Annotated in this window: 19 protein-coding genes; 7 read left to right on the top strand and 12 right to left on the bottom strand. The window is 66.8% G+C overall.

The window, feature by feature from the left end:
- Positions 1 to 51: 51 nt before the first annotated feature.
- Together V7S63_RS14915 and V7S63_RS14910 are read right to left on the bottom strand one after the other, a co-directional pair.
- Positions 52 to 369 (bottom strand): AzlD family protein, encoded by a 318-nt coding sequence (locus tag V7S63_RS14915; RefSeq protein ID WP_336530783.1) that lies wholly within the window; start codon positions 367 to 369, stop codon positions 52 to 54.
- A complete protein-coding gene (locus tag V7S63_RS14910) occupies positions 356 to 1,087 on the bottom strand; it encodes an AzlC family ABC transporter permease (protein ID WP_336530782.1) in 732 nt (243 codons plus the stop codon). The genes V7S63_RS14915 and V7S63_RS14910 overlap by 14 nt, the downstream gene beginning before the upstream one ends.
- 125 nt (positions 1,088 to 1,212) lie before the next feature.
- Here V7S63_RS14910 and V7S63_RS14905 point away from each other — a divergent pair, with 125 nt between their 5' ends.
- Complete coding sequence (locus V7S63_RS14905) at positions 1,213 to 1,827, top strand: 4'-phosphopantetheinyl transferase family protein (protein WP_336530781.1); 615 nt, start codon at positions 1,213 to 1,215, stop codon at positions 1,825 to 1,827.
- A gap of 4 nt (positions 1,828 to 1,831) precedes the next feature.
- Here V7S63_RS14905 and V7S63_RS14900 read toward each other — a convergent pair whose 3' ends face one another.
- The 7 genes from V7S63_RS14900 to pheS form a co-directional block, all read right to left on the bottom strand.
- Positions 1,832 to 2,575 (bottom strand): TerC family protein, encoded by a 744-nt coding sequence (locus V7S63_RS14900; protein WP_091831676.1) that lies wholly within the window; start codon positions 2,573 to 2,575, stop codon positions 1,832 to 1,834.
- 19 nt (positions 2,576 to 2,594) lie between these two features.
- A complete protein-coding gene (locus V7S63_RS14895; RefSeq protein ID WP_244543745.1) occupies positions 2,595 to 3,299 on the bottom strand; it encodes a TerC family protein in 705 nt (234 codons plus the stop codon).
- 72 nt (positions 3,300 to 3,371) lie between these two features.
- A complete protein-coding gene (locus V7S63_RS14890; protein ID WP_336530780.1) occupies positions 3,372 to 4,451 on the bottom strand; it encodes a tartrate dehydrogenase in 1,080 nt (359 codons plus the stop codon).
- The gene (locus V7S63_RS14885) at positions 4,448 to 5,350 is read right to left on the bottom strand and encodes an alpha/beta fold hydrolase (protein WP_336530779.1); all 903 of its coding nucleotides are present in this window, start codon (positions 5,348 to 5,350) and stop codon (positions 4,448 to 4,450) included. The genes V7S63_RS14890 and V7S63_RS14885 overlap by 4 nt, the downstream gene beginning before the upstream one ends.
- A 230-nt stretch (positions 5,351 to 5,580) precedes the next feature.
- Positions 5,581 to 8,004: a phenylalanine--tRNA ligase subunit beta gene (pheT, locus tag V7S63_RS14880; protein ID WP_336530778.1), complete on the bottom strand. Its 2,424-nt coding sequence runs from the start codon at positions 8,002 to 8,004 to the stop codon at positions 5,581 to 5,583.
- Positions 8,001 to 9,188 (bottom strand): glycosyltransferase, encoded by a 1,188-nt coding sequence (locus tag V7S63_RS14875; protein WP_336530777.1) that lies wholly within the window; start codon positions 9,186 to 9,188, stop codon positions 8,001 to 8,003. Before V7S63_RS14875 ends, pheT begins: the two co-directional genes overlap by 4 nt.
- Before the next feature lie 22 nt (positions 9,189 to 9,210).
- Positions 9,211 to 10,293, bottom strand: a complete 1,083-nt coding sequence (gene pheS / locus V7S63_RS14870) for a phenylalanine--tRNA ligase subunit alpha (protein WP_336530776.1) — start codon at positions 10,291 to 10,293, stop codon at positions 9,211 to 9,213.
- Positions 10,294 to 10,515: 222 nt separating this feature from the next.
- On the opposite strand from pheS, the gene V7S63_RS14865 reads away from it, so the two are divergent.
- The gene (locus V7S63_RS14865) at positions 10,516 to 11,277 is read left to right on the top strand and encodes an LOG family protein (protein WP_336530775.1); all 762 of its coding nucleotides are present in this window, start codon (positions 10,516 to 10,518) and stop codon (positions 11,275 to 11,277) included.
- Positions 11,278 to 11,481: 204 nt separating this feature from the next.
- On the opposite strand, the gene rplT is transcribed toward V7S63_RS14865, so the two are convergent.
- The 3 genes from rplT to V7S63_RS14850 all read right to left on the bottom strand — a co-directional run bounded on the left by rplT (position 11,482) and on the right by V7S63_RS14850 (position 13,452).
- Complete coding sequence (rplT, locus tag V7S63_RS14860) at positions 11,482 to 11,856, bottom strand: 50S ribosomal protein L20 (protein ID WP_100959089.1); 375 nt, start codon at positions 11,854 to 11,856, stop codon at positions 11,482 to 11,484.
- A gap of 28 nt (positions 11,857 to 11,884) precedes the next feature.
- Positions 11,885 to 12,085, bottom strand: coding sequence for a 50S ribosomal protein L35 (gene rpmI, locus V7S63_RS14855; RefSeq protein WP_091831700.1), 201 nt, complete (start codon positions 12,083 to 12,085; stop codon positions 11,885 to 11,887).
- 161 nt (positions 12,086 to 12,246) lie between these two features.
- On the bottom strand, positions 12,247 to 13,452 hold the full coding sequence (locus V7S63_RS14850; protein WP_336530774.1) for an MFS transporter: 1,206 nt from the start codon (positions 13,450 to 13,452) through the stop codon (positions 12,247 to 12,249).
- 116 nt (positions 13,453 to 13,568) lie between these two features.
- On the opposite strand from V7S63_RS14850, the gene V7S63_RS14845 reads away from it, so the two are divergent.
- From V7S63_RS14845 to V7S63_RS14825, 5 genes are all read left to right on the top strand, one after another.
- A complete protein-coding gene (locus tag V7S63_RS14845) occupies positions 13,569 to 14,159 on the top strand; it encodes a TetR/AcrR family transcriptional regulator (protein ID WP_336530773.1) in 591 nt (196 codons plus the stop codon).
- Between the two features lie 111 nt (positions 14,160 to 14,270).
- Positions 14,271 to 15,164, top strand: a complete 894-nt coding sequence (locus V7S63_RS14840) for a MurR/RpiR family transcriptional regulator (RefSeq protein ID WP_336530772.1) — start codon at positions 14,271 to 14,273, stop codon at positions 15,162 to 15,164.
- Positions 15,161 to 16,498, top strand: coding sequence for an aspartate aminotransferase family protein (locus V7S63_RS14835; RefSeq protein ID WP_336530771.1), 1,338 nt, complete (start codon positions 15,161 to 15,163; stop codon positions 16,496 to 16,498). The genes V7S63_RS14840 and V7S63_RS14835 overlap by 4 nt, the downstream gene beginning before the upstream one ends.
- A 59-nt stretch (positions 16,499 to 16,557) precedes the next feature.
- Positions 16,558 to 17,580, top strand: coding sequence for an amino acid ABC transporter substrate-binding protein (locus V7S63_RS14830; protein WP_091831710.1), 1,023 nt, complete (start codon positions 16,558 to 16,560; stop codon positions 17,578 to 17,580).
- A complete protein-coding gene (locus tag V7S63_RS14825; protein WP_336530770.1) occupies positions 17,580 to 18,209 on the top strand; it encodes an aspartate/glutamate racemase family protein in 630 nt (209 codons plus the stop codon). The genes V7S63_RS14830 and V7S63_RS14825 overlap by 1 nt, the downstream gene beginning before the upstream one ends.
- The last annotated feature ends 18 nt before the right edge of the window (positions 18,210 to 18,227 follow it).

The raw sequence follows: 18,227 nt of genomic DNA, 5'->3' as shown, positions 1-18,227 counted from the left end.
GCGGCGGCAGGCGCAGCTTCGTTCACAGCCCTGCGCGATCGAGGCCGAGGCTCAAAAGCCCGCGGACCGCATCAGCGAGACCACCACCATGCCGGTCACGAGCGCCAGCAGTTCGCTGCGCCTGATCACCATGCTGGCGATCGCGGCCAGCAAAGCGAGCCCGGCGGCGAGGCCGAGGCGCTCGATCAGCGGCAGCACGGTCGCGACCACGATCGAGCCCGGCAGGGCGGCAAGCCCGCGCCGCACCCGCGGCGTCAGCGGGATGAAGCTCATCAGCACGACGCCGGAGATGCGGCAGAGATAGGTCGCCAGCGCCATGCCGAGGATGGCGAGATAGGGACCCCAGCTTCCCGGTTCAGGAGGGGTCATCGAGCAAGGCTCCCGCCACGGCGCCGGAGAGCGCGCCGACGATGATGAAGGCATAGCCGTCGACCAGCCGCGCGGTGACCAGCGCGACGACGCCGGCGATGATCCAGGGCAGCATTGCGCGCTTGCCGCGCCAGAGCGGCACGATCATCGCCGCGAAGAAGATCGGCATGACCATGTCGATGCCGTATCTGCGGGGGTCGGCGACGAGGGTGCCGAGCAGGTAGCCCGGGACGGTCATGGCGACCCAGAGGACCCAGAGCGCAAGGCCGGCGCCAAGGACGACACCGAGATCGCGGCCGCCCTCGCCATGGTAGCGCGTGCCGACCAGCCAGTTGGCATCGGTGAAGAAGGAGAGCTGGAAGGCGGTCACGAACCAGGGATAGCGCGAGAACCAGGGCTGCAGCGACGCGGCCTGCAGGATGGTGCGGGCGTTGACCGTCGCCGTCACGAAGGCCAGCGCGACGATCGCCCCCCAGGTCCATTCCGGCCGCCAGAGCTCCATCGCCACGAGCTGGGAGACGCCGGCATAGACCAGCGCGCTCATCAACACCGCCTCGAACAGGGTGAGGCCCTTGGCCGAGGCGGCAGCGCCGAAAGCGACGGCGAAGACGACGACGCCCGGCATCAGCACCGAGACGCGGCGCAGGCCGAGCCGCATGCCCGCGAGGGTGAGCTGGGCCGCGGCCGGCGGGTCGGAATTGTCGTCGGAGGAAGGCATGCGTCCTCGAACCGGTTTCATTGGCTCACGTCAACATCTTGCAAGCTCCGGGCCTCCATGAGCGCCGCGCAGGGCGGGCCGACCCTCTCCTTTTTCACGCGAGCATGCTGCTCTAGAACCGCGATATGCTCTGGCTCTCCTCCATCGATCAGACCGCCCCTGCCCTGCCCGCAGCCTGGCTGATCGCGACGCAGGCGCAACCTGCGAATCTGCCCGAGCGCTCGGAGTTGCGACGCTCCCTCGCCCGCACGCTGCTGGCCCGCCAGTTCGGTCTAGCGGAAGCTGCTGTCGAGATCGGGCATGAGCCCGCAGGACGCCCGCTGATCCTGCGCCCGCGCGCCTCAGGCCTGCACCTGTCGCTCGCAACGCGCGCGGGCCTTGTCGCGATAGCCTTGGCGCATCACTCGGTCGGCATCGATGTCGAGCGGGTCGCACTCGCGAGCGAGCCGCCGTTCGCCATGCTGCATCCGGACGAGCAGCTCTGGCTGGAGAGCCTGCCCGCCTCTGCCAGGCCGCTGGCTTTCGCCCAGCTCTGGAGCGCGAAGGAAGCCTATGTGAAGGCGCTCGGCACCGGCTTCGCGCGGGAGCCCGAGAGCTTTTCGGTGCAACTCGACGGCGCCGAGCGCTTCACCGTGAACGATGACGAGACTGGCCGCCGAGCCGCCGGGGTCATCCGCCTCACGAAAAACGGCGGCCATGAAAGCATGGCCGCCGCGTTCATCATTCTCGATCGAGCCTGATTGTTCAGCCGGGCTGGTCGACCGGCTTCTTCTTCAGGACATAGCCGGCGACGACGACGATCAGCGCGCCGAGAGTGGCCGCCGTATAGAACGGCACCTTGGCGGGCAGGAGACCGATCGGGTTGGTGTCGGAGACCGGCACGCTCACGACCCAGTTCGGCATGTTCGCCTGCAGCCACTGCAGCACCGCCAGGTCACCAAGCAGCATCTCGCCGGCGATCCAGCCGAGCAGCGCCGCGCCGAGCCAGATCAGGATCGGGAAGCGCTCGAGAACCGTCGAGAGCAGGCGGGCGCCGTAGACGATCAGCGGGATCGTCAGCAGCAGGCCGAAGATGAAGAGCTCGAAATGACCACGCGCCGCGGCTGCGATGGCGAGGACGTTGTCGAGGCTCATCACCGCATCGGCGATGGCGATGGTGCGCACCGCCTTCCACAGGTTGTCGGAGGCCTGGATGTCGCCATGCGCCTCTTCCTCGCCCTTGGCGAGCTTGATCGCGATCCAGAACAGCAGGAGAGCGCCGACGACCTTCAGGAAGGGGACGGCGAGCAGGTAGGTGACGACCACCGCGAAGAGGATGCGCAGGCCGACAGCAGCGCCGGCGCCGAGCAGGATGCCGACCTTCCGCTGCTTCTCCGGCAGCGAGCGCACCGCGAGGGCGATGACGACCGCATTGTCGCCCGAGAGCAGAAGGTCGATCCAGATGATCTGGAGCAATGATGTCCAGAAGGCTGAAGATGAGAAATCCATAGGTCGGTCAGTCCCTGTCTTAAAGGGCCGGATCTGGCCGGCGTTGCTTGAGGAAATAGCCAAGGCCGAGCACCAGGACGGCACCCAGGATCGCGGCGGGATATTCGAGCTGGTGTGCCAGCGTCTCGCCGAGCTTGCCGATCAGCCAGGGATCGGTCTCGAACATCTCACCCGCGACCCAGCCGAGCAGGCCGGCGCCGGCCCAAACCAGGATCGGGAAACGGGTCAGCAGCGAGGTGATCAGCGAGGCGCCAAGCACGATCAGCGGGATCGAGATGATCAGGCCGCCGACGAGAAGCGGGATCGAATCCTTGGCGACGGCGGCGATGGCGAGCACGTTGTCGAGGCTCATGACGATGTCGGCGATGGCGACGGTCTGCACCGCCTTCCAGAGCTTGCTGCTGGCGGCGACAGCGTTCTCGTCGCTCTCGCCATCCTCGATGATCAGCTTGACCGCGATCCAGACGAGCAGCAGCGCACCGATGATGTGCAGGAACGGCATGTTGAGGAGGGAGGCGATCAGCACCGTGAAGACGACGCGCAGCAGCACGGCGACGCCGGCGCCGAGCGCGATGCCCTTGGCGCGCTGCTCGGGTGCCAAAGCCCGGCAGGCGAGCGCGATCACCACCGCATTGTCACCCGACAGCACGATGTTGAGCGCGATGATCTCGAAGAGCTTGCCCCAGAGAGCGGCGTCGAGCAGCGAAAACGTCAGATCAGGCACCTTGGTCCCCCCCTTAAGTCTTACGTCTTTTTCGGCGCCGACCACTGCTTGTGGTCAGCGCCGGCGTCGTCGTCAAGCCAGCGCCTGCTCGATCGCCTTGCCGGCAGCCTCTGTATCGAGGCTGCCGCCGAGATCGCGGGTGCGGGTGCGGGCATCGCCAAGCGCGCGCTCGATCGCCGCCTCGATACCCTTGGCCGCCTCGTGCTCGCCGAGATGGTCGAGCATCATTGCCCCCGACCAGATCTGGCCGACGGGATTGGCGATGCCCTGCCCCGCAATATCCGGCGCCGAGCCGTGCACGGGCTCGAACAGGGACGGGAATTCGCCGGTCGGGTTGATGTTCCCGGACGGTGCGATGCCGATCGTGCCTGTGCAGGCCGGACCGAGATCGGAGAGGATGTCGCCGAACAGGTTCGAGGCGACGACCACGTCGAAGCGGTCGGGATTGAGCACGAAATGCGCGGTCAGGATGTCGATATGGTACTGGTCGACCGCGACATCGGGATAGTTCTTCGCCATCTCCTTCACCCGCTCGTCCCAATACGGCATGGTGATCGAGATGCCGTTCGACTTGGTCGCCGAGGTCAGCTTCTTGCGCGGCCGGCGCTGGGCCAGCTCGAAGGCGTATTTGAGCACGCGGTCGACGCCGACGCGGCTCATCACCGTCTCCTGGATGACGATCTCGCGCTCCGTGCCGGCGTACATGCGCCCGCCGACCGAGGAGTACTCGCCCTCGGTGTTCTCACGCACGACGAAGAAGTCGATGTCGCCCGGCTTGCGGCCGACCAGCGGCCCGGGCACGCCCGGCATCAGACGAACCGGGCGCAGGTTTACGTACTGGTCGAACTCACGGCGGAACAGCAGCAGCGAGCCCCAGAGCGAGATGTGGTCCGGCACCTGGGCGGGCATGCCGACTGCGCCGAAGAAGATGGCGTCGTGGCCGCCGATCTGCTCCTTCCAGTCGTCCGGCAGCATCTTGCCGTGCTTGGCGTAGTAGTCGCAGGAGGAGAAGTCGAACTGGTCGAAACGCAACTCGAAGCCGTACTGCTTTGCGGCCGCCTCGAGCACGCGCAGGCCCTCGGGCATGACCTCCTTGCCGATGCCGTCGCCGGCGATGGCGGCGATGCGGTAGACGCGATTGGTGCGGCTCATGTGTTCTCTCCGAAGAAGGCCGAGAATTCGGCGACGACGAGATCGGGGATCTCCTCCGCCAGATAATGCCCGCCCGGCAGGGCCCGGCCTTGGACGTTTTCCGCGCGCTCGCGCCAGAGGGCGAGCACGTCGAAGCACTTTCCGACCGCGCCGCGATCGCCCCACAGCGCCAGCAGCGGGCAAGCGACCTTCCTGCCGCCATCGGCATCGTCATGGGCGATATCGACCGTCGCCGCGGCGCGATAGTCCTCGCAGCTGGCATGGATCATCGCAGGATCGCGGAAGCAGCGCAGATATTCGGCGAGCGCCGCCGGCTCGAACAGCTTCATGTCGGAGGCGCGCCGGCTGGTCCAGTAGAACTTCGGATCGGCGCCGATCATGCGTTCGGGCATCGGCGCCGGCTGGATCAGGAAGAACCAGTGCCAATACGCGCGGGCGAAGGCGTCGGTGGTGTCGCGATACATTTCGCGCGTCGGGGCGATGTCCAGGGTCGCGAGCTTCAGCACCCGCTCGCCATGGTCGAGCGCCAGGCGGTGGGCAACGCGGGCCCCGCGATCATGCGAGCCGAGGAAAAATCGGTCATGGCCGAGCGCGGTCATGACTTCGGCCATGTCCTGCGCCATGGCGCGCTTGGAATAAGGCGCATGATCGGCCGCGCTCGGCGGCTTCTCCGAATCGCCGTAGCCGCGCAGATCCGGGCAGACCAAAGTGAAGCGCTGCGCCAGTTGCGGAGCGATACGCCGCCACATGATGTGCGTCTGCGGATAGCCGTGGAGCAGGAGCAGCGGCGGCCCCTCCCCGCCGGTGCGAACGCGGATGCGCGCACCTGACGTCGTGACGTCGAACAACCGGAAGCCGGGAAACAGATCGTCCGCGACAGGGAGCTCGACCAGCGACATCAGGCCTCACAGATTGCAACAATCAGAGCCGATACCCGGATTTTCAGACGATTTCGTGCGCCGATTATTTCATAATTCTGGTCAATAACGCAGAGCGAGGCGGGCGACTCCCGGACGTCATTCTCGGGCGTAGCGCAGCGCAGACCCGAGAAACTCGTGACGAGAGGGCGCCGGCTGGCGGCCTTTCCGGCAAGAGATGGTCGGCTCAAGGCCGACCATGACGCAAATTCTTACCCGCGCAACACCGCGCCGTAACGCTTGGCCATCTCGGCGACGATCTTGGCCGCCACGGCCTCGATCTCGGCGTCGGTCAGCGTCTTCTGCGTCGGCTGCAGCGTCACCGCCAGCGCCACCGACTTCTTGCCCGGCTCGACGCCCGTGCCCTCGTAGATGTCGAAGACGTTCACCTCGGCAACCAACGCCCGGTCGGCATTCTGGGCGCTCCTTGCCATCTCGCCAGCCGCCACCGCCTTGTCGACGATGAAGGCGAAATCGCGCGTCACCGGCTGGAAGTCGGAAAGCGCCAGCTTCGGCTTGACCTTGGTCGGCTTGTATTTGGGCAGGGGCAGCGCATCGAGATGGATCTCGAAGGCGACCAGCGGGCCCTTGACGTCGAGCGCCTTGAGCACGCGCGGATGCACCTCGCCGAAAGCGCCGATTACGCCCTTGGGCCCGAATTGCAGCGTCGCCGAACGGCCGGGATGGGCCCAGGCCGGACCACCGGCGACGACCTGCAGGCCACCGACGGCAATGCCGAGCCCGGAGAGCAGGCCGAGCACATCGGCCTTGGCGTCGAAGGCGTCGACGGTCTTCGCAGCGCCGTCCCAATGACGGCCAGCCCCCTCCAGTTTCGCGGTGCCGCGGCGCAGGCCGGCGGCGGCAATGAGCTGGCCTTCCGGCTCGTCACTCTGGAAGACCTGGCCGACCTCGAACAAAGCGATGTCGCCGAAGCCGCGATCGGCATTGGCCTGGCCTGCGCGGATCAGCCCCGGCAGCAGCGAGGGGCGCATGTCGGAGAGATCGGCTGCGATCGGATTGGCGAGCACCAGTTCGCGCGAGCCGCCGCCGAAGAGCTTGGCGGCATCATGCGAGATGAAGGACCAGGTCACCGCCTCGACCAGCCCGCGGCTGGCGAGCAGGCGCTTTGCCGCGCGGGTACGCTTCTGCAGCACGGTCAGCACCGGCTTGATCACCTCGCCCTTGATCCGCGGCAGCGGCGCCGGGGCGACGCGATCGAGCCCGGCGATGCGCAGGATCTCCTCGACGAGATCGGCCTTGCCCTCGACATCGGCGCGCCAGGACGGCGGCGCGACCTTGACGCGATCACCGGCGCCGGAGACGTGGAAGCCGAGCGAGGTCAGCGCCAGCTTCATCTCGACCACAGGCAGGTCGAGCCCGGTCAGGCGCTTGACCTCGGACCAGGGGAAATCGATGGCGCCAGGACTCTCGGGCAGCTCTCCCGCGAAGACGACCTCGGAGGGTTCGCCGCCGCAGAGCGTCATGATCAACTGCGTGGCCATGTCGAGGCCGGGAAGGGTGAAGTCCGGATCGATGCCGCGTTCGTTGCGGTACCGCGCGTCGGAGTTGATGCCAAGGGTGCGGCCGGTGCGGGCGATGTTGAGCGTGTTCCAGACCGCGCTCTCGATCAGCACGTCGGTGGTGCTCTCGTCGCAGCCGGAATGCTCGCCGCCCATCACGCCGGCAATCGATTCGACGCCGTTGTCGTCGGCGATCGCGACCATGTCGGAGGTCAACGCATAGGTCCGCCCGTCGAGCGCCAGCACCTCCTCGCCATCCCTGGCGCGGCGGACGACGAGATCGCCCTTGACCTTCGCGGCGTCGAAGACGTGCAGCGGCCGGTTGCGATCGAAGGTCATGAAGTTGGTGATGTCGACGAGCGCATTGATGGGCCGCAGGCCTATGGCGCGCAGGCGCGCCTGCAGCCATTCTGGCGACGGGCCGTTCTTGACGCCGCGCACCAGCCGGAGCGCGAAAACCGGGCAGAGATTGCGGTCCTCCTCGGCGAAATCGAGCTTGAGCACGACCGGGCACGGGAAGGTGCCGCGTACCGGCTGGACCGGCGGGGTCTTGATCGTGCCGAGGCCGGCGGCGGCGAGGTCGCGGGCGATGCCGGCGACCCCTAGCGCATCGGCGCGGTTCGGCGTCACCGCGATCTCGATCACGGCGTCGTCGAGGCCGGCATAGGTCGCGTAGGGCTGGCCGACCGGCGCATCCTCGGCCAAGTCGATGATGCCGTCGTGATCCTCGGAGATCTGCAGTTCGGCGGCCGAACAGAGCATGCCGTTCGACTCGACGCCGCGGATCACGCCCTTGCCGAGGGTGATGTCCTTGCCGGGGATATAGGTGCCGGGCGGAGAGAACACGCTCTTCATGCCGGTGCGGGCATTGGGCGCGCCGCAGACGACCTGGACCGGCTCGCCCGAGCCGGTGTCGACCATGCAGACGCGCAGCCGGTCGGCGTTCGGATGCTGCTTGGCCTCGATGACATAGGCGATGGTGAAGGCCGAGAGCGCCTTGGCCTTGTCCTCGACGCCTTCGACCTCAAGACCGACACGCGTGAGCGTCTCGGTGATGGTGTCGAGCGATTCGGTGGTGTCGAGATGCTCTTTGAGCCAGGAGAGGGTGAACTTCATGGTCTTCCGTCGCTACGCATCGTGACTGCCGAGAGTGCCGGGACGGCTTGATTGAGCTCGTCCTCGCCATCGGCCTTGATCTTCATGGCATTGCCGCGCCAGCTGACTTCGCGCGCGACGAAGGCATAGGCCCAGATGCCGGGGAAAGCGAGATCGCGCGCCAGGTAGGCGAGCGGCGTCCGCCAGTTCAGGAACCAGCCGACGCTCCTGGCGAGCACGATCTCGCCGGCATACCAGAGCACGAGCACGGCCAGCACACCCAGCCAGGCGGGAAAGCCGAAGCCCGGCGCGCCGAAGCCGGCGAGCACGGCCGGCACCAGCGGCCCGACCAGGATCTCCGGCGCGAAGAAGGGCAGGAAGGTGACGCGGCGCAGGCGCGCCCAGCGGAACTGGCGCTGGACCACATCGCGCAGATTGCGCGGTCCGAGCGGCTGCTCGAAGGGCTGGCCGACGAGATGGACATGCTTGCCGGCCTTGCGCACCAGCTTGGTCGCCGCCGCATCCTCGGCGATTTCCGCTGCGAGCGCGGCGATGCCGCCATTGGCGTCGAGAAAGGGCTTGTTCCAGAGCATCGACTTGCCCTGGGCGAAGCCGAAACCGAGCGCCTCGCCGGCATATTGCCAGCGCGCCTGGAAGGTATTGAGGAAGGCGCACTCGACCTCGGCGCCGAAGCAGCCCGGCCGCGAGCCGGCCGGCGTCGAGCAGACGAGGCCGGTGTCTTCGCGCCAGGAGGCCATCAGCCGCTGGACATAGTCCTTCGGCATCAACACGTTGGAATCGGCGAGGATCACCCAGTCATGACGCGCCGCCTCCCAGCCCTTGACGCAGTTGTTGAGCTTGGGATTGGCGCTGACCGCGACATCGCCGACGATCAGGCGGACGCGATCGGCCCCGTAGATCCCGATCAGCTCCTCGATCAATGGCACGATCGGGTCATGGCCGTCGGCGACGCAGAAGATCGTCTCGTAGTGGGGATAGTCGAGTTCCAGGCCCGAGGTCAGCGTCTCCCGGCTGAAGGTCTCGATGCCGCAGACCGGGCGCACGATCGTCACCGGCGGCGCGAGCTTCTGCAGGCGTGACGGTGCCTGCTTGCGACGCAGGCGCACGAAGGCGACGGCCAAGCACAGCAGATTGGCGGCGACCATCAGCGCCGCGATCAGCCCAGCCCATTGCGCGCCGTTCATGCGTCTCCCCTCAGGGTGAGGTTTAAGAGGTCAGACCGCCGGTCAGAGTCGGCAGGTCGAGCGGACGGAAGCCGTAATGCGACAGCCAGCGGACATCCGCCTCGAAGAACGGCCGCAGGTCCGGCATGCCGTATTTCAGCATGGCGATGCGATCGATGCCCATGCCCCAGGCGAAGCCCTGATAGACGTCCGGGTCGAGCCCGCAATTCCTCAGAACGTTCGGATGGACCATGCCGCAGCCGAGGATCTCGAGCCAATCCTCCCCCTCGCCGAAGCGGATCTCGCCATCCTTGCGCGAGCACTGGATGTCGACCTCGGCCGACGGCTCGGTGAACGGGAAGAAGGACGGGCGGAAGCGCATCTTGACGCCCTCGACCTCGAAGAACGCCTTGCAGAACTCCTCCAGCACCCATTTCATGTGGCCGAAATGGGTCTTCTTGTCGATGACGAGGCCCTCGACCTGATGGAACATCGGCGTGTGGGTCTGGTCGGAATCCATGCGGTAGGTCCGGCCCGGGCAGATCACCCGGATCGGCGGCTCATGCGACATCATCGTGCGCACCTGGACCGGCGACGTATGGGTGCGCAGCAGCTTGCGCTCGCCATTGGCATCGGGCGCGAAGAAGAAGGTGTCGTGCATCTCGCGGGCGGGATGGCCGACCGGGAAGTTGAGCTTGGTGAAGTTGAGGTCGTCGGTCTCGACATCCGGACCTTCGGCGACCGAGAAACCCATGTCGCCGAAGATCGCGGTGATCTCGTCGATGACCTGGCTGATCGGGTGGATGCGCCCGCGCGCCTCCGGCCCCTCGCGTACCGGCAGCGAGATGTCGAGCCGCTCGCTCGCGAGCCGCGCTTCCAGCGCCGCCTCGCCGAGCGCGTCCTTGCGGGCGGCGATCGCCTGCTGGACGATGTCGCGCAGACCGTTGATGCGCGGGCCCTGCTCCTTGCGCTCCTCCGGCGTCATCGTGCCGAGCGTCTTCAGCAGGCCCGAGACCGAGCCGGACTTGCCGAGCGCCGCGATGCGCAGCTGCTCCAGCGCCGCCTCGTCGCCGGCCGCCTCGATCTCCCCGACCAGGGACTCGCGAAGGGTATCGATGTCGTTCATGCCAATAAGGTCCGTTAGCGAGCCACCTTCTAGGGGGTCCGGCAAGCGGATGCCAGTCCAATCACGCTGGCAAAGCATCCCGTTCACGCAGTTCTCGACGCTGTCGGCACTCTAGCCACGGCTTCATGACAATCCCGTCGCAATCATCCTTACCTTGGACGGCAAGGGGCGACAGGAATGGTCCGGCGCAGCTATGCAGTGCCGATGACGGAGACGACGAGCATGCCTGACAATACCGCCCAGAAGAACTCGCCCTCCTACCGGATCGCCGCACTCGACCAGGACTTCATCCTCGGCGATTCGACGCGGGGAGCACGCTTCATGCTCGAATACCAGAAGGCCGAGGATGCCTTGCGCGCCCGCGGCATCGTCTCGACCATCGTCGTCTTCGGCTCGGCACGTGTGCGCGAGGGCAATCCCTGGTACGAGGCGGCGCGGGAGTTCGGCAAAATCGCCTCGGAGCGCGGCGGCGCGCTTGACGGCAAGGAGAGCGGCAAGCGCCATGTCATCGCCACCGGCGGGGGGCCCGGCATCATGGAGGCCGCCAACCGCGGCGCGACCGAGGCCGGCGCGGTCACGATCGGCTTCAACATCACCCTGCCGCACGAGCAGGAGCCGAATGCCTGGTCGACGCCGGACCTGACCTTCCGTTTCCACTATTTCGCGATGCGCAAGATGCACCTTGCGATGCGGGCGGCGGCGCTGGTGGTCTTTCCCGGCGGCTTCGGCACGCTCGACGAGCTCTTCGAGATCATGACACTGGTGCAGACCGGCAAGATGCCGCCGGTGCCGATCGTGCTCTGCGACAGCGCCTACTGGCAGGGGCTGATCAATCTCGCGCGGATGGCCGAGGCCGGCTTCATCCGGCAGGAGGATCTGAAGCTGTTCTGCTACGCCGACAGCCCCGATGACGCCTATCGGCGCATCGTCGAGGCTGCCGGCGAGGGCTGGACGCCGAAGGCGGTGGACAACGTGCAGACGTAAAGCCCGCCACATCTCACCGCGGTCGTCCCCGGCGGAGCGCAGCGAAGACCCGGGACCCATTCCTGAACCTTTCTTGGAAAGGCTCCGGAATGGATCCCGGATCGGCGCCGCTTCGCGGCTTGTCCGGGATGACCAGAAAGGTAACGGAAACGAAAAAGGCCGGCGTTTCCGCCGGCCTCTTGCATTCCGATCGGCTAAGTCCGCTCAGGCGGCCTGGGCCTCGGTACCCAGTGCGCCCTTGACCGTCTCGACCACCGCGGCGAAGGCGGCGGCGTCATCGATGGCGAGAGCCGACAGGGTCTTGCGGTCGAGCTCGAGGCCCGCCTTCGCGAGCCCGCCGATGAAGACCGAATAGGTCAGGCCGTGCTCGCGCACCGCCGCGTTCAGGCGCTGGATCCAAAGCGCGCGGAAGGTCCGCTTCTTGTTCTTGCGGTCGCGATAGGCGTACTGCATCGACCGATCGACGGCCGCCTTGGCGGCGCGGATCGTGTTCTTGCGGCGGCCGTAAAAGCCCTTGGCGGCCTTGAATGTCTTCTTGTGCTTGGCGTGGGACGTAACGCCCCGTTTCACGCGAGCCATGTTTGATCTCCGGAAAAGTTAGGGGACGTCAGCCGTTGGGGAGGAAGTACTTCTTCACGTTGGCGGCATCGCCTTCGAAAAGAACGTTCGTCCCACGGTGATTGCGGAGCTGCTTGTTGGTCCGCTTGATCATCCCGTGACGCTTGCCGGCCTGGGCGTAGAGCACCTTGCCGGTTCCGGTGACCTTGAACCGCTTCTTGGCGGCCGATTTAGTCTTCATCTTGGGCATTTCAGCTCCTCATAGGTCGCGAGCGCGAACAATGCGCCGCTTCAATTTTGCTTTGGGAAGCAAAGAACGACCGCCACGGCAGCCCTTATCAGCCGGGCGATCGAAGGTGGCGCCTATGACAGAAAAGCCGCGCCCTTGCAAGCGCGGCCTTCCTTATCCAATCAGGCAAGGGCCGGCTCAGGCTCGCGCCGCGGCTCGGCGATCAGGCAGAACCCGGCCGCGACGATCGCCAGCGCCGAGAACCCGCCGGCGACCGAGACGTAGAAGCCAGTGCTCGCGCCATAGACGTCGATCAGCCAGCCGGAGGCGGCCGAGCCCGCCGCCATGCCGATGCCCATGCCGGTCATCACCCAGGTGATCCCCTCGGTGAGCTTCGCGGCCGGCACATGCCGCTCGACCAGCGCCATCGCGACGATGACGGTCGGCGAGATCGAGGCGCCGGCGATGAACAGCACGATGCCCAGCATCCAGAGCGACGAGACGATCAGCAGCGGCAGCGTCGTCGCCGCGGCAAGCCCGATCGCGAGCAGCAATTGCATGGCGAGCGGCATACGCAGACGGAGCGCGCCGAAGACGAGGCCGGTGATGAAGGAGCCGGCGGCATAGGCCGCGAGCGCGAGGCTCGCCGCTGCCTTGTTGCCCTGCGCCTCGGCGAAGGCGACCGCGGTAACCTCGGCCGTGCCGAAGACGACGCCGAGCGCGACCATCAGCAGCGCGATGATCTGCACCGGCACCAGCCGGATGGCGGAGCCGCGGGCACCGGCGTCATGGGCATGCACCGGCGGTTCGGTGGCGCGCTGCGCCACGAACAGAGCCATGCCGACGGCGAGCAGGATCGTCGCCGCGAGCGGCCCGGCCTCCGGGAACCAGACCACGCTGAGGCCGATCGCGATCACCGGGCCGAGCATGAAGATGACCTCGTCCACCACCGATTCGAAAGCGAAGGCAGTGCGCAAATGCGGCGTGTCGCGATAGATCTCGGTCCAGCGGGCGCGCACCATCGCCATCATGCTGGGCGTCAATCCGGCGAGGCCGGCAAACAGGAAGAGCACCCAGTTCGGCGCCTCCAGGCGCGTCGCCAGCATCAGTCCGGTCAGCGCGACGACGGTCGCGAGTGTGGCAGGGATCAGCACCTTGCTCTGGCCGTGGCGGTCGACCAGGCGCGAGATCTGCGGCGCGATCAGTGCATTGGCGAGAGCGAAGGTCGCGGCGACGCCACCGGCGAGCCAGTATTGCCCACGCGCCTGGGAGAGCATGGTGACGATGCCGATCGTCACCATCGAAAATGGCATGCGGGCGATGAAGCCGGCGGCTGAAAAGCCGATCGAGCCGGGAGCCCGGAAAATTTCGCGATAGGGGTTAGGCATGGACGTCTCCGTCACATCGAAGCGTAATTGACATACGTTGCGTATGTGACATGAGTAATTACATACGCAACGTATGTCAATTCACATACGCACCGTATGCGAAAGGAATATGGATGATGCGCAAGCCGCGCAGCCAGATGATCGCGGAGACGCGGACCAAGCTGATCGCCGCGGCGCGCGCCGCCTTCGGCACGGTCGGCTATGCGCAGACCTCGATGGACGACCTCACCGCCTCGGCCGGGCTGACGCGCGGCGCGCTCTATCATCATTTCGGCGACAAGAAGGGCCTGCTGGTCGCGGTGATCACCGAGATCGATGGCGAGATGAACGCCCATATGCAGGCGGTCTCGGCGAAGGCCGGCGACCCCTGGACGGGCTTCCGCGACGAATGCACCGCCTATATCGAGCTGGCGCTCTATCCCGAAATCCAGCGCATCATGCTGCGCGACGGCCCAGCCGTCCTCGGCGATCCCTGGGACTGGCCGACGCTGAGCGAGTGTATCCGCTCGATGACGGAAAGCCTGACGAAGCTGGCCGAGACCGGCGTCATTGCCCCTATCGATCCCGAGGCAGCCGCGAGACTGATCGCGGGGGCGACGCAATATGCGGCGCAGTGGATCGCGAACGCCCCCGAGCCGGAAGCGATCTCGCGCAAGGCGATCGATGCCTTCAACCTGATGCTCGACGGGCTCCTGGCTCGGAGCTGAGCCGAACTCGGCGGTCGCGAGTGGTGTCGCATGATGTGAAACGATTGTTTCATATATGTCATATCAAATAATATGTTTCATAGTGTGCGCACCCCTGCTAAGCTCGGGCGCATGGACAAATCCGGCCTGACGGCAAGCCTCACCGAGAGCTTCGAACAGCTGCCGCAGCAATTGCAGGCGGCGGCACGCTGGGTGCTGGACCATCCGGCCGATGTCGCGCTGCTGACGACGCGCGAGCAGGCCAAGCGCGCCGGTCTGTCGCCCGCCACCCTCACCCGGCTGGCGCAGCGCTTCGGCCTCAAGGGCTATGACGAGTTGCGCGCCGTCCATGCAGCGGCACTGCGGCGGCGGCCGGAAGGTTTTGCCGGCCGCGCCGGCGAATTGATGCAGCGCCATGGCGATGAGGGTCCGAGCGCGATCGCGCAGGACATGTTCGCGGCGCTGGCCGAACATCTCAAGGCATTGCGCGAACCACAGGCGCTCGCCCGTTTCGAACAGGCGGCCGACCTCTTGAGCGAGGCGCAGACGGTGTTCTGCTTCGGCCTGCGCTCGGCCTTTCCGGCCGCCTTCATGCTCGACTACATCCGCGATCTGATCGGGGCGAGCTCGGTGCTGGCCGACGGCGCCGGCGGGCGCGGCATCGACGCGCTGCGCCGGATCGGGCCGGGCGATGCGCTCTTCGCCGTCTCGGTCGCGCCCTATACGCGCCAGACCGTGCAGGCTGCGGAGATAGCGCGGGAGCGCGGCGCAAAGGTTATAGCGCTGACGGACAGCGCTCTCTCTCCGCTCGCCGCCATCGCCGATGTGGCACTGCTGGTGCGGACCGAGACGCCCTCCTTCTTCCACACGATGACGCCGGCCTTCGCCGCAGTCGAATGCCTGGCGGCGCTGATGACGGCGCGCAAGGGCAAGGCCGCGCTCGACGCGATTGCCCGCCACGAAGCCGCGCTCGACGCGGCCGGCACCTTCCTCACCCCCCGATCCACCAGGCGAGGCCATCGATGAGCCACATCCTGCATCGCATGCTGAGCAAGACCTATCCGACCGCGGCCGGCGGCGAGGGCATGGTGCTGCGCGACCGCGACGGGCGCGAGCATATCGACGCTTCGGGCGGCGCCGCCGTGTCCTGTCTCGGCCATGGCCATCCCGACGTGCTGGCGGCGATGCATGCGCAGATCGACAAGCTCGCCTACGCCCATACCAGCTTCTTCACCACCGACGCGGCCGAAGAGCTCGCCGACCATCTGATCGCGCGGGCGCCTGCCGGAATGGGTTCAGTCTATTTCTGCAGCTCGGGCTCGGAAGCGATCGAGGCCTGCCTGAAGCTGGCCCGGCATTTTTTCGTCGAGAAGGGTGAGACGCGTCGCGTCAACTTCATCTCGCGCCGGCAGAGCTATCACGGCATCACGCTCGGCGCGCTTTCGGTCGGCGGGCGGATGAAGGACCGCGCGCCCTTCGAGCAGATGCTGATGCAGGGCCATCACATCTCTCCCTGCTACGAGTATCGCGGCCGGCGTGCCGACGAGAGCAGCGAGGAGTATGCGCTTCGCGTCGCCGACGAGCTCGAGGCCAAGATCCTGGAGCTCGGCCCGGAGACGGTCTGCGCCTTCGTTGCGGAGACCGTGGTCGGCGCGACGCTCGGCGCGGTACCGGCAGCGCCCGGCTATTTCAAGCGCATCCGCGAAATCTGCGACCGCCATGGTGTGCTCCTCATCCTCGACGAGGTGATGAGCGGCATGGGCCGCACCGGCACGCTGCATGCCTGCGAGCAGGAAGGCATCGCGCCCGATCTGATGGCGATCGCCAAAGGCCTCGGCGGGGGCTATGCGCCGATCGGCGCGATGCTGGCCTCGAAGCGGATCGTCGAGACGCTCCGACAGGGCTCGGGCGTCTTCCCGCACAGCCAGACCTATGTGGGCCATCCCCTCGCCTGCGCCACCGCGCTGGCGGTGCAGCAGGTGATCGAGCGCGACGACCTGCTCGCCAATGTCCGCAGGCAAGGAGCGCGGCTGGAGCAGCGCCTGCGCGAGCGCTTCGGTAATCACCACCATGTTGGTGACATCCGGGGGCGCGGCCATTTCTGGGGCGTCGAGATCGTCGCCGACCGCTCGACCAAGACGCCCTTCGACCCGGCGCTCAAACTCAACGCCAGGATCAAGCAGGCGGCGCAGGAGCGCGGCCTGCTGGTCTACCCGATGGGCGGCACGGCCGACGGCACCGCCGGCGACCATGTCCTGCTGGCGCCGCCCTTCATCATCGACGCGGCGACCGTCGACACCATCGTCGAGCGGCTGGGCGACGCGCTCGATGCGAGTTTGGCCTCGGCCCGACCGGCCTAAAGGCTCAACCAGGATCCGGGCCGACAAGAGCCCGGTGCTTCCACAACAGGGGAACGATCATGAAACGACTGAAACATTTGGCTTTTGCCGGGCTCGCCGCGCTCGGCTTCACCGGCGCTGCCAGCGCCCAGACCAGCACGCTCGACCGCGTCAAGGCGCGCGGCGAACTGATCTGCGGCAACCACATCGCCCTGCCCGGCTTCGGCATCCAGGGGCCGGACGGGCGCTGGGACGGGCTAGACATCGATCTCTGCCGCGCCGTCGCTGCCGCGATCTTCAACGACCCCAACAAGGTCAAGTTCGTGCCGACGACGCCGCAGATGCGCTTCGTCGTGGTCCAGTCCGGCGAGGTCGACATGCTCGCCCGCAACGCGACCTACACGATGTCCCGCGACACCTCGGCCGGCATGTCCTGGCCGATCATCAACTATTTCGACGGCCAGGGCTTCATGGTGCGCAAGTCGCTCGGAGTCACCGAGGCGAAGGGGCTGGAAGGCGCCTCGATCTGCGTGACGCAGGGAACGACGACCGAGCTCAACCTCGCCGACTTCTTCCGCGCCAACAAACTCAAATACGAGATCATCGGCTTCGCCACCAACGAGGAGGGCGTGAAGGCGCTGGAGGCCGGGCGCTGCGACGCCTTCACCACCGACACCTCGGGCCTCGCCGCCGAGCGCCTGAAATTCTCCAAGCCCGACGATTTCGTCATCCTGCCGACACTGATCTCGCGCGAGCCGCTCGGCCCGGCGGTGAAGCGCGGCGACGAGAGCTGGGTCGCGCTGGTGAAATGGGTGCACTACGCCATGCTCAACGCCGAGGAGCTCGGCGTGACCAAGGCCAACGTCGACGAGCAGCTGAAATCGGGCAATCCCGAGATCAAGCGGCTGCTCGGCGTCGAAGGCAAATTCGGCGAGGGCCTCGGCCTGAGCAATGACTGGGCCTATCGCGTCATCAAGCACATCGGCAATTACGGCGAGAGCTTCGAGCGCAATGTCGGTGGGGGATCGAAGCTGCAGTTGAAGCGGGGGCTGAACGACCTCGCCTCCAAGGGCGGGCTGCAATACCCGCATCCCATTCGCTGATGCGGATCGCGCTGATCCATGCGCTGCGCCATTCGCCGCCTCCGATCGAGGCGGCGTTCGCGCGGCTTTGGCCAGAAGTCACGCTGATTAACCTGCTCGACGACAGCCTCTCGGCCGATCTCTCCCGCGACGGGCGGATCACCGAGGGGATGACCGGGCGCTTTCTCAGCCTCGCCAGCTATGCGCGGGCGACCGGCGCCGACGGCATCCTCTTCACCTGCTCGGCCTTCGGCCCCTGCATCGAGGCGGTGCAGCGCGCGCTGGCTCCCCTGCCCGTGCTGAAGCCGAACGAGGCGATGATCGAGGAAGCCATGGCGATCGGTGGCCGGATCGGCCTGCTCGCCAGCTTCGGGCCGACGCTGCAGTCGATGCCGCCGGAATTTCCGGGATCGCTGACTGTCACGCCGAAGCTGGCGGTGGGCGCGCTCGCCGCGCTCGATCGCGGCGACGGGGCCGAGCACGACCGGCTGGCGGCGTTGGCGGCTAGCGATCTGGCGGGGTGCGACGCAATCGCTCTGGCGCAGTTCAGCCTGGCACGGGCCGCATCGGCGGTGGCGGAGATGACGGGCAAGCCGGTGCTGACAACGCCGGACAGCGCGGTCCGCAAGTTGAAACGCCTGCTGGGCTGAACGAGAAAGGGCGCACCG

This window comes from Allobosea sp. CCNWLY174 (assembly GCF_037120455.1).
Taxonomy (GTDB): Bacteria; Pseudomonadota; Alphaproteobacteria; order Rhizobiales; family Beijerinckiaceae; genus Allobosea; species Allobosea lupini.
Note: the sequence above shows the minus strand (reverse complement) of the source record. Positions and strands in the feature narration are given on the sequence as shown.

Excerpts from the sequence above, each read along its gene's own strand:
- V7S63_RS14915 (WP_336530783.1), bottom strand. The coding sequence starts at position 369 with ATGACCCCTCCTGAACCGGGAAGCTGGGGTCCCTATCTCGCCATCCTC.
- V7S63_RS14910 (WP_336530782.1), bottom strand. The coding sequence starts at position 1,087 with ATGCCTTCCTCCGACGACAATTCCGACCCGCCGGCCGCGGCCCAGCTC.
- V7S63_RS14905 (WP_336530781.1), top strand. The coding sequence starts at position 1,213 with ATGCTCTGGCTCTCCTCCATCGATCAGACCGCCCCTGCCCTGCCCGCA.
- V7S63_RS14900 (WP_091831676.1), bottom strand. The coding sequence starts at position 2,575 with ATGGATTTCTCATCTTCAGCCTTCTGGACATCATTGCTCCAGATCATC.
- V7S63_RS14890 (WP_336530780.1), bottom strand. The coding sequence starts at position 4,451 with ATGAGCCGCACCAATCGCGTCTACCGCATCGCCGCCATCGCCGGCGAC.
- V7S63_RS14885 (WP_336530779.1), bottom strand. The coding sequence starts at position 5,350 with ATGTCGCTGGTCGAGCTCCCTGTCGCGGACGATCTGTTTCCCGGCTTC.
- pheT (WP_336530778.1), bottom strand. The coding sequence starts at position 8,004 with ATGAAGTTCACCCTCTCCTGGCTCAAAGAGCATCTCGACACCACCGAA.
- V7S63_RS14875 (WP_336530777.1), bottom strand. The coding sequence starts at position 9,188 with ATGAACGGCGCGCAATGGGCTGGGCTGATCGCGGCGCTGATGGTCGCC.
- pheS (WP_336530776.1), bottom strand. The coding sequence starts at position 10,293 with ATGAACGACATCGATACCCTTCGCGAGTCCCTGGTCGGGGAGATCGAG.
- V7S63_RS14865 (WP_336530775.1), top strand. The coding sequence starts at position 10,516 with ATGCCTGACAATACCGCCCAGAAGAACTCGCCCTCCTACCGGATCGCC.
- rplT (WP_100959089.1), bottom strand. The coding sequence starts at position 11,856 with ATGGCTCGCGTGAAACGGGGCGTTACGTCCCACGCCAAGCACAAGAAG.
- rpmI (WP_091831700.1), bottom strand. The coding sequence starts at position 12,085 with ATGCCCAAGATGAAGACTAAATCGGCCGCCAAGAAGCGGTTCAAGGTC.
- V7S63_RS14850 (WP_336530774.1), bottom strand. The coding sequence starts at position 13,452 with ATGCCTAACCCCTATCGCGAAATTTTCCGGGCTCCCGGCTCGATCGGC.
- V7S63_RS14845 (WP_336530773.1), top strand. The coding sequence starts at position 13,569 with ATGCGCAAGCCGCGCAGCCAGATGATCGCGGAGACGCGGACCAAGCTG.
- V7S63_RS14840 (WP_336530772.1), top strand. The coding sequence starts at position 14,271 with ATGGACAAATCCGGCCTGACGGCAAGCCTCACCGAGAGCTTCGAACAG.
- V7S63_RS14835 (WP_336530771.1), top strand. The coding sequence starts at position 15,161 with ATGAGCCACATCCTGCATCGCATGCTGAGCAAGACCTATCCGACCGCG.
- V7S63_RS14830 (WP_091831710.1), top strand. The coding sequence starts at position 16,558 with ATGAAACGACTGAAACATTTGGCTTTTGCCGGGCTCGCCGCGCTCGGC.
- V7S63_RS14825 (WP_336530770.1), top strand. The coding sequence starts at position 17,580 with ATGCGGATCGCGCTGATCCATGCGCTGCGCCATTCGCCGCCTCCGATC.